An 18,599-nucleotide genomic window follows, 5' to 3' on the forward strand; every position below is an offset into this window, starting at 1 on the left:
ACGGACTCCACGCTATGAGGGGAACCTCAGTTGGCACTTCCCCCGCAGTGGTGGACACCTTCGATCGGCCCCGGTGAGGGGCTGGCAGGAGGGACCACTTATGGTGATGAAGGTTTATTCGCCCGAGTTCAAGGCCGACGCCGTCGCGCTGTACCACTCGGACCCCGACCTCACGATCGTGCAGGCCGCCCGCGATCTGGGGATCAACCCGGAGACGCTGCGGAACTGGATCCGCGCCGACCGCGCCCGCGGCGGCAGCCCCACGAAGAACATGAAGGACACCCCGGTGAGCAAGGCCACGAAGGAAGAGCTGGAGGCCGAGTTAGCGGCCCTGCGCACGGAGCTGAAGACGGTGCGCAAGGAGAATGCGACGCTCGCCCAGGAGCGCGACATCCTGCGCAAGGCCACGAAGTTTTTCGCCTCCGAGATGAGCTGGTGACGAGCCGCTTCCAGTACCTTCGAGGACCATCGCGAGACCTTCGAGGTCAAGCGGCTCTGCCACGTGCTGGACGTCGTCCGCTCCAGCTACTACAAGTGGCGCTCTTCGCGTGAGGCCCGTGCCCAGCGCGAGCGGGACGACCAGGTCCTGGCCGACAGGATCCGGGCCGTGCACACGGACTCGGACGGCGCCTACGGCGCCCCACGCATCACCGCCGAGCTCCGCGACACCCACGGCATGCACATCAACGAGAAGAGGGTCGCCCGCGTCATGCGCAAGTTCCGCATCACCGGCTTCCACCTGCGCAAGCGCATACGCACCACCATCCCCGAGCCGTCGCAGACGCCGGTGCCGGACCTGTTCAAGAGGGACTTCACCGCTGCCGCGCCGAATCTGAAGTACATGGGCGACATAACGTATCTCCCCGTCGGAGACGGCGAGCACCTCTATCTCGCTACGGTCCTGGACTGCTTCTCACGCCGGGTGGCGGGCTGGTCGATCGCCGATCACATGCGCACCGACCTCGTTGCCGACGCGCTGAAGATGGCCGCCGCCACCCGTGGCAGCCTCGACGGCGCCATCTTCCACAGCGATCACGGGGCGCAGTACGGATCCCGTGAATTCGCCGGCCTCTGCCGGGAGTTGGGAGTCACCCAGTCCATGGGTGCCGTCGGGACGAGTGCGGACAACGCCGCCTGCGAGTCCTTCCACGCGTCTCTGAAACGGGAGATCCTCAAGGGAGCACGGCGCTTCGACGGGGCCGGCGCCTGCCGGCGTACCGTCTTCCGCTGGCTGACGCGGTACAACACCTGGCGCCGCCACTCGGCGAACGGACAGCTCAGCCCCGTCGCCTACGAACAGATGTCAGCTACCCTGACACTCGCCGCATAACAAACAAACAGGTGTCCACCCTTCGGGTGGAAGGCCCGTTCGCCCTGTCGTGATGCATCGCTCGGTCTGCTGCGCCCGACTGCATCGGACGGCCAGAATGATCACGTGGCGGAACGTGTGCAGGTCCGGGAGATTGATGACGACGAGGGCAGGCGGTTGCTGCGGATCATCCGCAGAGGCACCGGTTCGGTGGTGACCTGGCGGCGGGCCCAGATGGTGCTGTTACTGACCTCAGCGCGTCAGGGTGATGGTGGTGGGAGGTCGAGGGCGAGCCCGGTCCCGGCGAGGAAGCCGTCGAGGAGGTCGGGGCGGTACTGCAGCCGTTTGAGTCGGTTGCGCACGAGTGTGGCAAGGCGGTCGAGGGCGACGCTGGAGAGGTTGGCGAGGCTGCGTTTGACGTGGGCCCACAGGTACTCGACCGCGTTCAGCTCGGGTGCGTACGCGGGAAGGATGAACACGGTCAGCCAGTCGCGCGCGTCGATCAGGTCGCGCATCGTGTGGGATACGTGGGTGTTCAGCCGGTCCCATACGAGCACGATGGGCGCCTTGACCAGCTGATGCATCCCGTCGATCAGGCGGATGTAGTCGTCCTCGGACAGGCTGCGGCGTTCGCCCTTGCGCCCGGTGTGCAGCCGCAGCCGGTGGCACAGCCGGGTCCGTGAACCGGGACGCATCGCGATCAGCCCGGCGACGGAGACTCTGCCCGAGCGGCGGCCGCTGACCCTCACGACCGGGGTGATGCCCCGCCTGCCCCAGGTGCGGCCCTTCGGCGGCCTGCGGGTGAACCCGGCCTCGTCCTCGAAGCAGATGAAGCCGTCGCAGGCCGCACGGGCGCTTTTACCTCCGCCCAGGTCGCCTCCTTCCACGCGGTGACGGCCTGCTCGTCGCGTTCCGCGGCCCGCCGTGCGGGGACCTGCGGGGTGAACCCGAGGCGGCGCATGAGACGAGTGGCGCCCGAGACACTGTAGGAGACGTGGAACTCCCTGCCGATCAGCGTCGCCACCCGCGCACCGGTCCAGACCTGGTCCTGGTCCCAGCCGTGCGCCGCCGGCCCCTCCTCCAGGCAGGAGGCCAGCTTCTGAAGGCACCGCGCCGACAGTTTGCAGCGCTGCCCGCTCGCACCCCGCGAGGCGAGCGCTCTCACCCCACCCCGCTTCCACACCAGGTGCCACTGGTAGGCCGACTTGGAGCTCACTCGCAGCCTGCGGGCGACCTCCGGCGGCTTGATCCCCTCGGCGAACAACCCCGCGGCCTCCAGCCGCACCGCCTCGCGGCGCTGACGGCCCTTCGCCGTCAGCCCGCCCCCATCCGCATAGCGCATACCTATGACATAGCGCGCAAATGACGACCAGTCAGCCCCGGCAAGTAGACCAACCACCTCGAAGCGCTCAGGTCAGTATCCGCGCAGGGCATGCCCGTGGCGAAGATCGCCGAGGTGACATTCACCAGCCCGGACCGGGTCCGGGATGTGCTCCACAACTTCAACGCGGACGGCTTCGAGGCGCTCTACCCGACGTACAAGGGCGGCCGGCCGAAAACCTTCACCCTGCCCGAACGCCGGGAGATCAAGAAGATCGCCAAGTCCAAGCCGGCCGAACACGGCCTGCCGTTTTCGACCTGGAGCCTGGCCAAGCTGGCGGACTTCCTGGTCGCCGAGGGGGTGGTCGATGACATCAGCCACGAGGGCCTTCGGGTCCTGCTCCGCGAGGAGGGCGTCTCGTTTCAACGCGTGAAGACCCGGAAGACCTCGAAGGACCCCGACTACGAGGCGAAAAAGGCCAGGGTGGAGCACCTCTATGCGATCGCCGACGCAGAGATCATACCCGAGGAAGGCGAGCCAGAAGTGGTCTTCTGCATGGACGAGTTCGGCCCGCTCAACCTTCAGCCCCACCCCGGCTGGCACTGGACCGAGCGAGGCGGGAAGCACAAGGATCCCGACCGCGATCCCAGACCCCGGCGCCGGGCGACCTACACACGCCCCCACGGGGTCCGCCACCTGCTCGCCGCCTACGACCTGGCCAAGGACCAGCTCTACGGGCACATCAAGAAGACCAAGACCAGGTCGAAGTTCCTGGAGTTCTGCCGCTACCTGCGCTCACTGCACCCGGCGAACCTGCGCATCGCGATCGTCTGCGACAACTATTCCCCGCACCTGACGACGAAGCGGTGCCAGCGGGTCGCGGCCTGGGCGGCGGCGAACAACGTGGAGATTGCCTACACCCCGACCAACAGCTCCTGGCTCAACCGGATCGAGGCCCAGTTCACCGCCCTGCGCTACTTCGCTCTCGACGGCACCGACCACGCCAGCCACAAGGAGCAGGGAAGCATGATCCGCCGCTACATCATCTGGCGGAACAAGCACGCCGCCGACGAACACCTCCGCGAGGTCGTGAACAGGGCGAACGTTGCCTGACACACCACTAGCGGTGGTTTGTTAGCTCGGGCAGTAGAGGTCAAGAGGTCTGCCGGAGCCGACGGTGTTGATCAGCTCCTGGAGTGCTGCGGGCGGGGGTTTGGGTGACCATGCCCGCCAGTAGCGTTGCAGCGTGGCCCAGGGCGTCAGCCAGCCACGGACGGCCCGTAGTGCCTGGGGCCAGCAGGCCGGTCGGTGCTGCTGGGACGCGGGTTCTCCCCCTCTCTGCCGGTCCTGACAGTGCGTCGGGAGCGGATGGCGGGCCGGCCAGGGCGGGCGGAGGTGGGTCGGGGGTGAACCAGGTGTTCCAGCAGAAGCTGAACGCACAGTTCACGAGGGTCTGGTGGCGGCGGATGGCGGTGTCGGAGCGGACCTGGAAGTCGGCCCAGCCGAGTTCGTCCTTGACCTGTTTGTAGCTTTGTTCGACCCAGTGCCGCAGCCCGTAGATCCGCACGACTTCGGTGAGGTCAGCGGCCGGGTGCCGGCTGTGCTGCTCGCGGGGTGAGCCGGGGCGGGGCAGGTTGGTGGCCAAGTACCAGGTGGCGTTCTCGGGCAGGGTGGCCGGGTCGGTGGTGGCCACGACCAGCCGGATCGCGCCGTTGGGCCCCCACCAGCCCAGCTGGGCGTCGGCGGCCCACCAGGTGGTGGTGCGGCCGTCGCGGAAAGCGCGGGTGACCGGCTGCCAGTCACCGGGCTGCTCGGGACCCCGCCAGGCCAGCTCGCGGGCGGCATCGACGGGCCGGAAGGCATCTTTGTACTGCCAGCTGCCGTGGCCTCGTTTGAGGGCCATCACGAATGGCAAGTGGGCGTCGGACAGTTCACGGCGGAAGCTGTCGTGGTCGCCGTAGGCACAGTCGGCTGCTACCGCCCGGAAGGACACCCCTGCTTCTGCGGCCTGACGGGCCAGGAGGGCCCCGATCTGCAGCTTCGTACGGAATGCGGGATCACTCTTGCGGCGCGGGAAGTGGTGGGCGGGGGTGTAGGGGACGGCGTGCAGCGGGTAGTAGACCCGCTCGTCCGCCCAGCACGTGGTCACGGTGACCACACCGCGGTCGATCTTCCCGACCGAGCCCAGGTACTGCTTGCCCACGTGCGCGGTCGCATGACCGTCCTTGCGGTCACCGGAGTCGTCGACGACCAGTACCCCGCCCGGGTGCGGGGCAGTGGCCGCATCGGCCAGCAACAGCTCCAGGCGGCGGGCGTTGACCACTTCCCGGTCCCAGGTCGACTCGGACAGGAAGAACTGCAGCCGCTGGGCTGCCGCGTGCTGGGCACCGACCACGGGTTCCGTACCGGCCAGGCAGGTGAGTGTCTTGTTCCGGTCCCGCGGCAGCAGCAGCCCGGCCAGGTACTCGCGAAACCCCCGGCGCTGAGCCAGCGTGGAGAAGAGGTCATCGAACCGGGCAGCGTACGCTTCCAACGGACCTGGAGCGGGCGTACACGGCAGCCTCTTCGTCATCTCGGGCTCCCCCAGACCGTAGTTACCGCCTTCACCTTCACGGCCTACTCCCGGACGAACCCGCCGTCAACAAACCACCGCTAGTGTCATGCGCCGGAAATTGCAGGCTTAAGTCTGTAGTCTGTTTTCATGTCGCATCGGGGTCCGCGTGCTGTCGAGGTTGTGTTGTCCGAGGAGGAGCGCGCCGAGTTGTCGCGTTGGGCGGGTGGTGGGGCGGGATCTCGTTCGGCCGATCGTGCTCGGATCGTCCTGTCGTGTGCAGATGGTGCGTCAAGTTCCCAGGTGGCGGCCGACTTGGGCGTGAACGTGGCGACGGTTCGCAAGTGGCGCTCCCGGTTCGCAGCTCACCGGCTGGCAGGTCTGGCCGACGAGCCACGGCCGGGTCGGCGCAAGCCGGACCTGGTCCTCACCGAGGCTGAGCGTGCGGAGTTGACGCGCTGGGCGCGGCGGGCGAAGACCGCGCAGTTTTTGGCGCTGCGGGCGAGGATCGTGCTGCGGTGCGCGGACGGCGGGACGAACAAGGAGATCGCCGCCGAGCTCGGTGTATCGCACGGAACGGTGAACCGCTGGCGGTCGAGGTTCATCCGCTAGCGGCTGGACGGGCTGAGTGATGAGCCGCGGCCCGGCAGGCCGCCCTCGATCCTTCTGGACCAGGTCGAGGACGTTGTCGTCGCGACGCTGGAATCCACCCCTGGTCCAGGACACGCACTGGTCGCGGGCCCCATGGCTGCCCGCACCGGGCTGTCGAAGTCCACCATCGGGCGGATCTGGAAGAAGTTCGACCTCAAGCCACACCTGCAGGACGCGTTCAAGCTCTCCACCGACCCGCAGTTCGTCGCGAAGGTCGTCGACGTCGTCGGCCTGTACCACCATCCGCCCGAGAAGGCGGTGGTGTTGTGCGTGGATGAGAAGAGCCAGATCCAGGCGCTGGACCGCTCGCAGCCGGTGCTGCCGATGATGCCGGGCATGCCCGAGCGGCGCACCCACGATTACTACCGGCACGGCATCACCAGCCTGTTCGCCGCCTTCAACATCGCCGACGGCAGCGTCATATCGCAGCTGCACCGCCGCCACCGGGCCATCGAGTTCAAGAAGTTCCTGATCCGGATCGACAAGGCGGTGCCCGCCGGCCTCGACGTCCACCTGGTCTGTGACAATTACGCCACCCACAACACCGCCGAGATCAAGACGTGGCTCGGAAAGCACCCGCGCTTCCACGTCCACTTCACCCCTACCGGCTCCTCGTGGATGAACCAGGTCGAGCGGTGGTTCGGCCTGTTGACGGACAAGCTCATCCGCCGCGGCGTGCACACCTCCGTGAAGGCCCTGGAACAAGACATCAGGGCCTGGATCGACGGATGGAACGAGAACCCCAAGCCCTTCACCTGGACCAAGACAGCCGACGAGATCCTCAACTCCCTCGCCGACTACCTCACCAAAATCAACCCACCGACCACCGAAACTTGATAAAGACTTAAGCCTGCAATTTCCCGGCGCATGAAACGGGAGGGTCGTGCCATGACTCAATCCTTTCACGGAATCGAGTCTCTACCTGACACGGGGCGGTTCAGAGTCGGGTGCCCCGTTGTGGGCCATAGACTGGTGATGGGGAGTACCTGGCGATGGCAGAGTCCTCTATCCGATGCCAACGGCAGTCTGACGCCGCATCGAGGATGTGCTTGGCATGGACGTGTTACGAGCTCGAATGCTTCGAACGGACTGATCCGCTTCCAGCTCCTCGAGGGATCCAGACTGTTAACTCGAAATGGCTGGCTGGTGGGGTGGGCACGGTCCTTCGGATGAATGGCGCTCTCGTCGTTTCGTGAAGGCCGGCATTGATGCGAACGTTCGCGCGAGGCCGGTCGGTCGGCTTTATTCGAGGAGGCGTGCTTGGGCCATGAGCTGGCGGGTTGCATGGTGGCGCTGGTGATGCTGGAGCTGCTCACGAAGAGTGCGAAGTCGGCGCGCGGCTCGGGCGGATCCGAGGAGGGGGTACGCGGCGAGGAACGCCTGCCCGTGTGTGAGAGCTTGATCGACGTGGCCTACCTTCAGGTAGGCCTCTGCAAGGCGAGCACGTGTGAGAGCGGCGGCGCGATCTTCAGCCGATGTGCGCAGGCGCAGAGATGCGTTCAGCGCGTTCACGGCGCCGGCGTAGTCGCGGAGGATCATCAGCACCTCGCCACGTTGATAGTGAAGGGCCGCGGCAGGATAGGCGGTGAAGGGGCCCGGGGGAGCGCTGGCATGAGAATGAAGACCCTCGGCGTAGGCCAGGCTATTCAGGGCAGCGCGGCGATCGTGGTACGCCTGAAGCACGGCGAGGTGAGCGTGCGCGTAGGCCTGGACGGCGGGCAGCGCGGCGCGAGCGTGCAAGGCTGCTTGTTCGCTGAGGTGAAAGACGGTGGGTGTGTGATGACCCAGTTCGTGGGCATGAGTGGCCATCGTGCGCAAGGCAATGGCCAACGTGCCGTACTCCCTGGCTTCGGCCGCCAGTCGGGCGGCTATGTGGTGGTAGTGCTGTGCAGTCCGATCATGGCCGCTATCGACGCTTACATTGCCCAGCAACAAGGCGAGTTGAGCAGCTGTGGACAGTAGGTCGGGGTCGTGTGCCTCGCGTGCTGGTGTGCGTAGGACAGGGATGACGCAGTGCGTGAGAAATGCGGCCAGGGCCGCCCTGACTGGCTCCCCGCCGTATTTCTCGGCCGCGCTGTGGAACAGGAGAGACATGGCGTGCCAACGTTCTGTCGTGCCAGATAGGGGCTGTGCGGCGCGACGTCGGGGTGACGCGGGCTCGTCTGCTGCGGAAGTGAATCGCTCAGGCACCATCAGGGCGGCAAGGCTGAAGCCATCGGTTCCCAGCAGTGACTGGCGAGCGGGGTCGAGTTCCGCATTGGTGAGCTGGGCCAGTTTGCGTAGAGGTTCTGCCTCCCACACCGGGTCCACGACAACAGCAGGCGAGTGTGTGAGGCCGGCTTCCTGCGCTGTGATCGGTCGGCCAAGGTGGCGGGACAGGCATTCCAGTAGCAGCGCGGGCGCTGGTGGTCGGGGTCGAGTCCCATCCAGCCAGCGCCGCACTGTGGTGCGGTCATATGACAGAGACAGACCCTGCTCAGCGGCCAGTTTGCGCAGCGATCGCGCTAGCTGCGCCGGGCTCAGCCCCGCCGCTTGAACTAGGGTCTCCAGACGGGTGTTGGGTGCGCGGGACATGTTCATCACCCCAGTGATTGGCTCACCGAACGGGATCTCGTGCGTCTGGCTGGCAGCAGACCGGCTCTGAGCCGTTGATACGCGTCGGGCTGTTTTGGGCTATATACCCATTCGTTTGACCTGCAGTCAGGCAGCCGGGACGACTAGGACGCGAAACCGTCACTGATGCGGAACTCGCGACGGAGTTAGCGATGTCGAGTCTGTGCATGTCAGCGGATGACTGCCATCCGACTGAGGCATCAACGACAGTGCGGTCATTACTCACTAATGGGAGTAATGACCGCAATTCACCATCGCAGCACGGTCAGAGGCTCCACTTTCACGGACGATGCTTGTGGCCTGGAATCCAGTTCAACATGCTCTCAGGTCCGACAGTCATTGGGGCGATGAACCCCGGGATTGACCGGGCAGTTGGTCCGGTCCGGGTCGCTGCGACCGTCGCCACAGGATACGGCTGCGATTTGGCCCTGGACCCCGGTCTCCGCAGGCCCGTGCTGGGGTTGGGCCACAGAACCGTCCTCCGATGCTCGACAGGTCATGGCCCTGCCCCGTGTGGACATGAACTCGGTGAATAAGCAAGGGTCTTGCACAGCAGCTCCCTCCGCTCGTGCCATGCTGATCGTCTGTAGGTGCTTGCGGTGCCAGTGGGACAGTCAAGCTGAGGCATCGGACGGAAGTAAGCGTGGGCAAGGCATATATGGGAGCAGTCCGTTTCCGCCTCCTTCGTTGCGCTCACACCCCTGCGAAGCCGCACACACGGGTGGGTGGGTGAGGTAGGAACGGAATTCGCAGGTGGCTGGCCCTCGCTGCCGCAGACAGCCGCAGTTGGTGTCGTCCCATCAGTATCGGGAGCACCATGCATTAGGAGCTCGCCGCGTGATCACACTGGCACTGGCCTTGCTGACCCCTTTGCTACTTCGCCGTAGAAGTCCCTCATGCAGTGCCAGTGGGCGGCCCGCGGCGCTTTGGGCGAGCGAGGGATGACGAAGCAGACGCAGGTGAGGCAGTGGCGACAGCGAACCGAAGCCTGACGCGACCTGAGCGATGGAATCGTCGTGACGCAGGTACGCCAGCGACCAGGGTGAGGGAGGGGGAGCGGCGTAGCTTGGGCTAAAGCACCTCTGGGAGAACGATGAGCATAGTGACCGCCTCCACGAGGCAATGCGGGAGATCCAGCGAGGCAGGGAGGGTTATTCACGGGCTTGGTTTCTTGATCAGCAAGACGGCCCTGCTCGGTAGCCTGGCGTTTGCGACGACGTCAGTTTTCCACCGGGGTAGGGCCGTTGAGCTGGAACGTTACGACAGGGCTGGAAGCGGATCAACTGGAGGCCTTGGTGGTCCGGGTCCACACGATGCTGGTGGAGGACCCCGATCCGCCCGTGGTGCCGGGACGGATGTGGGCGCTGGGCCTGTACAAGTCCGTGGTCCTGGTGTTGTTCCTGCTGCGGCAGAACCCCGTCCAGCAAGCGGCGGCGGAACTGTTCCACATCTCCCAGGCCACCGTCTCGCGCCGGTGGACCACGCTGCTCCCGGTGGTGGAGACGGCCCTGGCCGAGCATGTGCCCGACCCCGCCGACGCCTCACACGGCAGGATCGTCCTGGTCGACGGGACCCTGGTCACCACGTGGGACTGGGCGAGCGAGGGCACCACGATGTTCTCCGGCAAGCATCGTGACACAGGCTTCAACCTGCAGGTCGCCGCCACTCTCAGCGGGGACCTGCTCGCCGTCTCCGCGCCGGTACCCGGCAGCCGGCACGACATGTACGCCTGGCGCCAGTCCCACTTTCCCAAAGCCTTCGCCGACCGGGAGAGCATGGGGGATCTGGGCTATGCCGGCTCCGGCATGCTCACCGCCCGCCGCAAGCCACCCGGTCAGGAACGCCCCGTCAAAGACAAGGTGTTCAACCAGAGCATCGGCAAGCTCCGCGCCGCCGTCGAACGAGCGATCGCACATCTGAAGGACTGGAAGGTCCTCGCCACTCGCTATCGCGGCCCTCTCACTCGGTTCCCCCTCGTCGCCAAGACCGTCACCGCCCTCGCCTTCTACAAGAACGGCTGGTGACCCCGTGAATAAGCCTCAGGCTAAGTAACGAGTGGGAAGCCCGCGACTTTGACGAGTCGAGACCTTAAGTCCCTCGTTGGCGCTGGCGTGTAACCGCCTAAAGGACATCTCCGAAAGGGTAAATGTGGCTAACATCCCGCCCGTTCCGAATTACCCTCTCAGGGGCGTCGGGACGCTGATCGAAGCGCCGTCGCGACACCAACAAACTGCCTCATGCCAGCTTGGCGCGCGTACGTCTCCTCGGTTTCTGAGGAGACATTCCTGCCGCTCCACGACCCCGTCTCCGCATACCCTCCTGGACAGCTGGGCCATCGTGTAATCACCGTCTTTCTCTAGGCTATGCATCTCGATCTCCAGAGCTGATAATGCCATCGCGACATCAATTGGATCTTGCATATCTACATGATCCATGCATAGCCTTCACTATGCGAGCGCCTGATTGAGGGAACCTACGGGGTCAGTAGTCGTCTCATCGAAGACGAGTGGACCACGAAGCCAATCCCTCGATCTCTTGCCGAGCGGCAGTCTCACTGAGCGTTTTCAGTATGGCCACTGATCGGGTGACGCTGGTGGTGTGTGAAACGCACGAGGCTCCCGTGCCGTTGGGGGAGGTGTTCGAAGTCTCAACCCACAGGCACAGGAGCCACGTTGGTTCCGTATTCTGCCGCACTCGACCTGCCCCACACCCTGGTCGAGCGGGTCACATGCTCATCGTCACCCGCGAGGGTGACCGCCGCTGCAAGTTCCCACCGCACCAGCGTGCCCTGGTCGGCCTGGTGTACCTGCGCCGGCACGACCCCCTCGCGCAGATCGCGGCCGGCTTCGGCATCTCCGTCGGCACCGCCCACGCCTACACGACAGCCGTCATCAATCTGCTCGCCGACCGCGCGCCCGGCCTGCTCCGTGCCCTGCGCGAAGCCGACCCCGACTACGTCCTGCTGGACGGCACCCTCGCGTAGTGCGACCGAGTCGGCGACAGCCGGGCCGACTACTCCCACAAGCACCGCCGACACGGGGTGAACGTGCAACTGGTGACCGATCCAGACGGCCGGCTGCTGTGGATCTCACCCGCACTGCCCGGCCGCGCAACCACCGGATCATCCGGATCTGCGAACGCCAAGGCGTCCAGTCCTCGCTGACCGGGCCTACATGGGAGCCGGCCCGTGGGTGACGACACCCCGCAGACGCCCGCCGGGCCGCCAGCTCACACCGACCCAGCAAACCGTCAACCGCGCGCTGTCCACAGCCCGGGCCCCGGTCGAGCGCGGCGTCGCACGATTGAAGTCCTGGCGCATTTTCCGCAGGTCCCGGTGCAGCCCGAATCGAATGACGTCAATCGCCGCTGCCGTCCTCACGCTGGAGCGGCAACGCTGAAAGAGCTCAGTGAGCCTCTTTCATCCCGTGCCGTGAGAGTAAAATGAGCTGGTCAGCGGTAGTGGTGACGTGGCAGAGCCCCTCGTCGTTGGCGTGGTGATCTCACTCATCACACCGGCGGCCGAGGGGCTCTGTTGGTTCCGTATCCTTCCATGCCCGACGTCCCGTATGAGCTGGTCGAGCATGTCTCCTGGCTCATCTACGCCCGAAGGCGTGAACTGAACTCGCCCTGGCGGAAGCCGGGTTGCTTCAAGCAGGCTCTGCTGGCCCTGGCCCACCTACGCAAGAACGAGACGCTCGCCCAGGTCGCGGCCGGGTTCGGGGTGTCGGAGGCGACGGCGTGGCGATACGTGGACGAGACCGTCGAGGTCCTGGCCGCTTGGGCACCGGGCCTGCACGAGGCCCTCGTCGGCCTGGGCGAAGGTGACTTCGTCATCATCGACGGGACGCTGATTCCCATCGACCGCATCCGGGCGGATGAGCCGTACTACTCGCAAAAGCAACAAGAAGCACGGCATGAACGTCCAGGTCATCACCACGCCGGACGGAACCCCGCTGTGGTTCTCCCGGGCAACGCCTGGACGGACCCACGACCTGACCGCCGCCCGCGCCCACGGCATCATCCAAGCCTGCCTGACCCGGCAGATTCTCATCCTGGCCGACCGCGCCTACCAGGGCGCCGGCGCCACCGTCCGCACCCCGCACTACGGACACCGCGAACTACCCCAGCGCTACCAGCAGTACAACCGCGACCACGCCCGCCTGCGCGCATCTGGTGAACGCGCCTGCGCCCAGCTCAAGTCCTGGCCCCTACTCCGAAGGGCACGCTGCTTCAACCAACCGTCTCAGCCGCATAGTCCGCGCCGTACACGCCCTCCTGATCTGCGCAAACACGGGATGAAAGAGGCTCACTGACTCAAAAGCGACCATTCCATCCGAACCATACGTCGAGCTGACGCTCGACTTACATTTGTGGTATCGGGTGTCACTGAGGTTGTTCAGCTTGGCCACTGGTCGGGGGGACGGGGTTGGGGCCCACAACGTACGAGGCTTCCGTGCTGTTGAGGGAGGTGTTCGAAGTCTCAACCCAGCGGCACAGGAGCCTCGTTGGTTCCCTGTCCTGCCGCACTCGATCTGCCTCACGCGCTCGTCGAGTGGGTCACCATGCTCATCGTCACCCGCGAGGGTGACCGCCGCTGCAAGCTCCCGCCGCACCAGTGTGCCCTGGTCGGGCTGGTGTACCTGCGTCGGCACGACACCCTCATGCAGATCGCGGCCGGTTTCGGCATCTCCGTGGGGCACCGCCCACGCGTGCACGACAGCCGTCATCGGCCTGCTCGCCGACCGCGCACCCGGCCTGCTGCGCGTTCTGCGCGAGGCCGACCCCGACTTCGTCCTGCTCGATGGCAGCCTCGCGGAATGCGGCCGGGTCGGCGACGGCCGGGCCGACTACGCTCACAAGCGCCGCCGGCACGGGGTGGAACGTGCAGGTGGTGAACGATCCGGCGGCGCGGCTGCTGTGGCTGTCGCCCGCGCTGCCCGGCCGTGCCCACGACTTGACCGCGGCCCGCACCCACCGGATCATCCGGACCTGTGAGCGCCGGGGCGTCCCCGTGCTCGCCGACCGCGCTTGCCTGGGTGCCGGGCCATGGGTGAGCACACCGGTCAGGCGCCCGCCGGGTGGCGACTTGTCGCTCACCCAGCGCACGGTCAACCGCGCGCTCTCCGCTGCACGGGCACCGGTGGAGCGGGGCGTGGCCCGCCTGAAGTCCTGGCGCATCGTCCGCAAAGCCCGGTGCAGCCCGAATCGAATGACGTCCATATGTGCCGCCGTCCTCACGCTGGAGCGTCAGTACCCTCGACGGCGGAGAGGTGCGAGGCCATCATGCAGGGGCTGCGACGAGCCCGGCTCGTCGGTCGTGTGCAGGCCAAGGGAAGGAGCTCGGTGCTGGTCAGGTTGTGCAGACAATTTCGCGTGCTGCAGACCTGCTTTAAAAGGCCTCTCAAGATCTGCGCAGGGAGAAGAGCGGCACCCGCCCCAGCGACACTCGCCGGCTAGGCTGCGCACAACGAGTGGCCGTCTGGCGCATCGACTATGACTCGTGGGGCTAGCGGGGCGGCAGGATCAAGAGCTGGAAGAAGCGCCGGGGTTGTGCATTTCGTTCCACAGCGCGGAGACATCGGAGGGATCTAGTTCGCCCCAGATCCAGTGGCCGATGAGCAGCTCAAGGAGCGTGGCTTGTCGCTGTCGAAGCTGACCGATTTGCTCGCTGACGTCCGGGAACGAGGCGTGCGATGGAGGACGACCTGGGTTGAGCTGTGCGGTCTCGTGGGCTTTCGTCGTGCCCGTCTCTGCTACGTCGCTCGCTAGCGATGTAGTAATGATTTCCAGCTCCTCCCGGACTCGGCGCAGCTCTTCCCGATTGGCAACTAGGTCATGCGGGACCTGGCGGACGCTTCGGCTGGGATGCAGAGGAAGAGGGGATGAGCGCCCAACGTCATCATCTGACTCAAGTACCCCCGTGTGCCTTTGTGCCATGCTTCCACATCCTCCTACCTGCTTGTGCGCGTGCCTTCCTTGTCCAATCAGCCTGGCGCCGCTGTAGTGGAATCGATATGAGCGCATCGAGCACGGTCACCTGTTGCACTCGGTGCGTCCCTCTATGAAGGCGCCTGCCCACATTTGCTCTTCCGAATCCCGTTTCCGTCAGAAGTCCGCATCGGGGACGCTGAATCCAGCCACGCGACGGGACGACCGAAGGACGAGTACGCATCTGCGCTCAACAGACGGCTCCACCTACAGCCTTCACCACCAGCCCAGGCCCTCGACCACGGGCCCTTCAGATCTTGCTAATGTCAGGCTGGCGGGTAGTTCGGACGCTTCGCCTTGAGCCGCGTTCTTTGAACGTCGCGCAGGCTGCGTGCAGCACGGAAAAGTCTGCGGTGTGGGGTGCCGCATGGCGTTCCACCTCCTGGTCATGGCCGTACCCGAGGTGGCTAACGCGGGGAGGCGCTTCTATCTGGTCAGTCAAGGTCTGGGGGCTTGGTCAGGCTGTTTGTTCGTGCCCGGGTTGGTGGAGGGCGCGGAGTTTGAGCATGGCGCGCAGGACGTCGACGCGGCGGCGGGGAGCAATGATCATGACTTGTGGATCGGCCTCGGGATGGACGCGAAGGGCGTACCTTCCCGAGTGATCGACTTCTGGTCATCGAGCAGGCCGACGTTGCGCCGCTGATCGCCATGAGGGACGGCTACCGCGAATCCGCCGACTCATGGGCGGATCTCCTGCGGGACTGCGCCCGCCGCGGCATGCACGCTCCCGTCCTCGCGGTCGGCGACGGCGCACTCGGCTTCTGGAAGGCCCTGGCCGAGGTGTTCCCCGAAACCCGCCATCAAAGGTGCTGGGTTCATAAGATCGCTAATGTTGCGAACGCCCTGCCGAAGTCCGCCCAGCCCGGCACGAAAAAGGCCCTGCAGGAGATATACAACGCCGAGGACCGCGACCATGCACAAAGAGCTGTGGCCGCGTTCGCCAAGACCTACGGAGCGAAGTTACCCAAGGCCGTCAAGAAGATCACCGACGACGTGGACGAGCTGCTGGCCTTCTACGACTTCCCCGCCGAGCACTGGATCCACTTGCGCACCACCAACCCCCATTGAGTCGACTTTTGCCACTGTCACGGCAGCTGTAGTTCTTGATCGTTGGCGTGTTCGTGCTGGTCAACGGGGGTGCGGGGGCGGCCGAGGGTAGGGGGACGGCCACCGTGATCATGAGCGTTTGTGACGACGATCAAGGAACAGGTGGCCGTGGAGGCCACGATAGCCGGGCAGGAGTGGACGGCCGCGTTCGGGGCGGTGATGGCCGAGGTCGCTGACTGCTTCCCGCGCCGGGAACCGCGCCTGCTGGCGCGGGAGATGACCGAGGGCATGCTGATGGAGCTCGATACGCGCAACTGCTGGACGCTCGGCGAGGCGCTGGGGCACTCGGGCCCGCACCGGCTGCAGCACTTCCTCTCCCGTGGTGTGTGGGACCACGATCTGGCCCGCGACCGGCTCATGACCTGGGCGGCCGGTGAACTCGCGGACGACCAGGCGGTGTTGATCGTGGACGAGACCGGTGATGAGAAGTCCTCGACCGACTGCGTGGGAGCGGCCCACCAGTACGCCGGGGCGCTCGGCGGTATCGGTCTGTGCCAGGTCTCCGTCCACCTCACCTACGCCTCGGTAAGCGGGCACACGCTGATCGACCGCGCCCTCTACCTGGGCGCCGGGTGGGCCGCCGACGAGGAACGCCGCCTGCTCACCCACGTCCCCGACGAGACCCTGTTCGCCACCAAGCCACAGCTCGCGGCCGCCATGCTGCAGCGTGTACGTGCCCTGGGGATACCGGCCCGCTGGCTGGCCGGCGACGAGGTGTACGGCGGTCGCGAGCTGCGACGGCATGCACGGGCACTCGGCCTCGACTACGCCCTCGCGGTCCGCGCCGACCACCGCGTCACCACCCCAGCCGGCCGCTTCACCGCCACCGAACTCGCCGCCCGCTTACCCCGCCGCACCTGGATGCGCATGCGTACCGGCCACGGGACCAAGGGCGACCGTCACTACGACTGGGCCATGATCGGCGTCCTCGCCGACGACACCCCCGAAAGCGCCGGGCCGGGCCACTCCTACCTGCTGGTGCGCCGCCACCGCTACACCCGCGAACTCTCCTTCTACCGCTGCCACTCCGCAACCGCGGTCACCATGGCCACCCTGGTCGATGTGGTGTGCTGCAGATGGAAAATCGAAGAGGACTTCCAGGCCGGAAAATCCGACTGCGGCCTGGACGAGGGCCAGACCACCTGCTGGAACTCCTGGATGCGCTGGAGCCTGATCAGCATGCTCGCCGCAGCCATCCTGGCCGTCACCCAAGCCCGCGCCGCCGCCCAGACACCCAGCGGCCCACTCGCCCCCTCAAGCACCCGCGAGCTGCTGCGACTCCTACGCGCCACCGCCCTGCGCCCTCCCCGCCGCGACCTGGAGCACCTCCTGCACTGGTCCGCATGGCGCCGCCACCATCAACAGCAAGCCACCGAAGCCCACCGCCGCTGGAACAACATCACCGCCGCAGCAACCACCTGCCCAGCAACAATGACCAACCGATCAAGAACTACAGCTGCCGTGACTGTCCCTTCAGCTGTAGATCATGGTGGTTGCGGGAGTTCGAGGGTCTCTAAGCTGGGTAACTGCCGTGTATGAAGGCGGAGTTGCTGGATGTCCCGGTCGAGGTGTCGGACCGGGAGTGGGCGGAGGAGTGGGCGGGGCGGCTGGACGATCTGCTGGTGGGGGTCGGGGACCTGTTCGGCCGGGTGGAGACGCAGTGGCATGGGGAGATGTGCGTCCGGGGCCTACTGGGGCCGGTCTCGCGCAAGAACGGCTGGCAGCTGGCGGAGTGGGCCGGAGAGCGTGTGCCGTGGAACCAGCAGCACTTGCTGGACCGGGCGAAGTGGGACGTGGAGGGGGTGCGGGACTTCACCCGCCGGTACGCCGTCGCCGAGCTGGCGGACGACGGCGTGGGCGCGGGGCCCGGCGGGGCCGGGGTGCTGGTGGTGGACGAGACCGGGTTCGCCAAGCGCGGGAAGGCTTCGGCCGGGGTGGCGAGGCAGCACTCCGGGACGCTCGGCGGGGTATTCCCCTGCCAGATCGGGGTGATGTGTGCGTGGGCCACCGGTGCGGGGCAGGCGTTGATCGACCGGGAGTTGTACCTGCCACGGGAATGGACGGACGAGCCGGATCGCTGCCGGGCCGCGCACGTGCCCGAGCAGCGCGGCTTCCTGACCAAGCCACGGCTGGCGGAGGCGATGATCGAGCGGGCGCTGCCCGACCTGCCTCAGGAGCCGGGGAAGGTGTGGGTGGCCGCCGACGAGGTGTACGGGCGCGAGCGTGCGTTCCGTTCCTTCCTGGAGGAACATCGTCTGCCGTACGTGGTCAACGTGCAGGCGAACTCGCCGGTGCTGCAGCGTCCGGGCTGGCGGCACGCCGCCCGGCTGGTGGAGCGGGTCGCGCGGGAGGAGGACTGGGTCGAACTGCCCGCCGGGCCCTCCCAGTTGGATACCCGCACGTGGCAGTGGTGGGTGCGGCGACTCCCCGGCGAGGAGGAGATGGTCGATGGCCAGGCGTGGGCGCGGTGGCTGGTCGCGCGACGCCGCCTGGAGGATCCCGGCAAACGCGACTACTACCTGGGCTGGGGCCCGGCCGACACCCCGGTCGAGGAGATCGTTTTGGTGCCGGGCGCGCGCTGGCGGGTGGAAGAGGCGATCAAGCTGGCGAAGTCCGCCTGCGGGATGGCTGACTACGAGGTCCGCTCTTTCCACGGCTGGTACCGGCACGTCACCCTCGCCCAGCTGGCCGCCGCGTTCCTGGTCGGCTGCGACGCAGCCACCGCCCGCGAGAACGGCCCGCTGGCCCGGACCCGCTACGGCCAGCCCGCGCCGACAGCACCCGTCGCCGAGAGAGGGGGACCCGCCTGATCCCAGCAGCCCACCCGCCCCCGTCCGCTTCACCGCCTTCGAGATCAGGCGCCTGCTCATCTTGCTCACCCCGCTGCCCGACCGCCACCAACGCATCCGGCACGGCCTGGCCTGGTCCGCCTACCGCCGCCTCCACCAGGCCATCGCCCGTGCCTGCCACCGACGCCGCCGAGCACACGGTCACACCGTCCCAGCCGGACCCGACACACCAACAGAACTCCCGCAACCACCATGATCTACAGCTGAAGG

Annotated in this window: 8 protein-coding genes and 8 pseudogenes; 13 read left to right on the forward strand and 3 right to left on the reverse strand. The window is 66.5% G+C overall.

Features of this window, described 5'->3' with window-relative positions; translation table 11 throughout:
* Positions 1-100: 100 nt before the first annotated feature.
* Both ABIE67_RS46005 and ABIE67_RS46010 read left to right on the forward strand, forming a co-directional pair.
* A pseudogene (locus ABIE67_RS46005) lies at positions 101-1,330 on the forward strand (IS3 family transposase).
* Positions 1,331-1,435: 105 nt separating this feature from the next.
* A pseudogene (locus ABIE67_RS46010) lies at positions 1,436-1,555 on the forward strand (IS630 family transposase); the annotation flags it as partial.
* Positions 1,556-1,569: 14 nt separating this feature from the next.
* Here the strand turns inward: ABIE67_RS46010 and ABIE67_RS46015 are convergent.
* Together ABIE67_RS46015 and ABIE67_RS46020 are read right to left on the reverse strand one after the other, a co-directional pair.
* Positions 1,570-2,139 (reverse strand): transposase, encoded by a 570-nt coding sequence (locus tag ABIE67_RS46015; RefSeq protein ID WP_370269637.1) that lies wholly within the window; start codon positions 2,137-2,139, stop codon positions 1,570-1,572.
* Entirely contained in the window at positions 2,055-2,651 is a 597-nt protein-coding gene (locus ABIE67_RS46020; protein ID WP_370268006.1) for a winged helix-turn-helix domain-containing protein, read from the reverse strand. The genes ABIE67_RS46015 and ABIE67_RS46020 overlap by 85 nt, the downstream gene beginning before the upstream one ends.
* 75 nt (positions 2,652-2,726) lie before the next feature.
* Between ABIE67_RS46020 and ABIE67_RS46025 the strand changes: the two are divergent.
* Positions 2,727-3,743: pseudogene (locus ABIE67_RS46025) on the forward strand (IS630 family transposase); the annotation flags it as partial.
* A gap of 40 nt (positions 3,744-3,783) precedes the next feature.
* Here ABIE67_RS46025 and ABIE67_RS46030 read toward each other — a convergent pair.
* Positions 3,784-5,163 carry an IS701 family transposase gene (locus ABIE67_RS46030; RefSeq protein ID WP_370267846.1) on the reverse strand — a complete coding sequence of 460 codons (1,380 nt, stop codon included), beginning with the start codon at positions 5,161-5,163 and terminating at the stop codon, positions 3,784-3,786.
* 168 nt (positions 5,164-5,331) lie between these two features.
* Between ABIE67_RS46030 and ABIE67_RS46035 the strand changes: the two are divergent.
* From ABIE67_RS46035 to ABIE67_RS46080, 10 genes and pseudogenes are all read left to right on the forward strand, one after another.
* A pseudogene (locus tag ABIE67_RS46035) lies at positions 5,332-6,669 on the forward strand (IS630 family transposase).
* A gap of 423 nt (positions 6,670-7,092) precedes the next feature.
* Positions 7,093-7,794 carry a hypothetical protein gene (locus ABIE67_RS46040; RefSeq protein ID WP_370268008.1) on the forward strand — a complete coding sequence of 234 codons (702 nt, stop codon included), beginning with the start codon at positions 7,093-7,095 and terminating at the stop codon, positions 7,792-7,794.
* A gap of 1,895 nt (positions 7,795-9,689) precedes the next feature.
* A complete protein-coding gene (locus ABIE67_RS46045; RefSeq protein WP_370251912.1) occupies positions 9,690-10,469 on the forward strand; it encodes a transposase family protein in 780 nt (259 codons plus the stop codon).
* Positions 10,470-11,117: 648 nt separating this feature from the next.
* Positions 11,118-11,843: pseudogene (locus ABIE67_RS46050) on the forward strand (transposase family protein).
* Positions 11,844-11,936: 93 nt separating this feature from the next.
* Positions 11,937-12,744, forward strand: a pseudogene (locus ABIE67_RS46055) (transposase family protein).
* A 206-nt stretch (positions 12,745-12,950) separates the two neighbouring features.
* A pseudogene (locus ABIE67_RS46060) lies at positions 12,951-13,696 on the forward strand (transposase family protein); the annotation flags it as partial.
* Between the two features lie 1,104 nt (positions 13,697-14,800).
* Positions 14,801-15,076, forward strand: coding sequence for a hypothetical protein (locus ABIE67_RS46065; protein ID WP_370269762.1), 276 nt, complete (start codon positions 14,801-14,803; stop codon positions 15,074-15,076).
* Positions 15,073-15,520: pseudogene (locus tag ABIE67_RS46070) on the forward strand (transposase); the annotation flags it as partial. The gene ABIE67_RS46065 and the pseudogene ABIE67_RS46070, both read left to right, overlap by 4 nt.
* A 101-nt stretch (positions 15,521-15,621) precedes the next feature.
* The gene (locus ABIE67_RS46075) at positions 15,622-17,079 is read left to right on the forward strand and encodes an IS701 family transposase (protein ID WP_370268010.1); all 1,458 of its coding nucleotides are present in this window, start codon (positions 15,622-15,624) and stop codon (positions 17,077-17,079) included.
* Positions 17,076-18,350, forward strand: coding sequence for an IS701 family transposase (locus ABIE67_RS46080; protein ID WP_370252079.1), 1,275 nt, complete (start codon positions 17,076-17,078; stop codon positions 18,348-18,350). The genes ABIE67_RS46075 and ABIE67_RS46080 overlap by 4 nt, the downstream gene beginning before the upstream one ends.
* Positions 18,351-18,599 lie beyond the last annotated feature (249 nt).

The sequence above is a fragment of the Streptomyces sp. V4I8 genome (assembly GCF_041261225.1).
Lineage (GTDB): Bacteria > Actinomycetota > Actinomycetes > Streptomycetales > Streptomycetaceae > Streptomyces.

Bases quoted from the DNA above. Each gene is read 5' to 3' on its own strand.
- ABIE67_RS46020 (WP_370268006.1), bottom strand. From the start codon at position 2,651: ATGCGCTATGCGGATGGGGGCGGGCTGACGGCGAAGGGCCGTCAGCGC.
- ABIE67_RS46065 (WP_370269762.1), top strand. From the start codon at position 14,801: ATGGCGTTCCACCTCCTGGTCATGGCCGTACCCGAGGTGGCTAACGCG.
- ABIE67_RS46080 (WP_370252079.1), top strand. From the start codon at position 17,076: ATGAAGGCGGAGTTGCTGGATGTCCCGGTCGAGGTGTCGGACCGGGAG.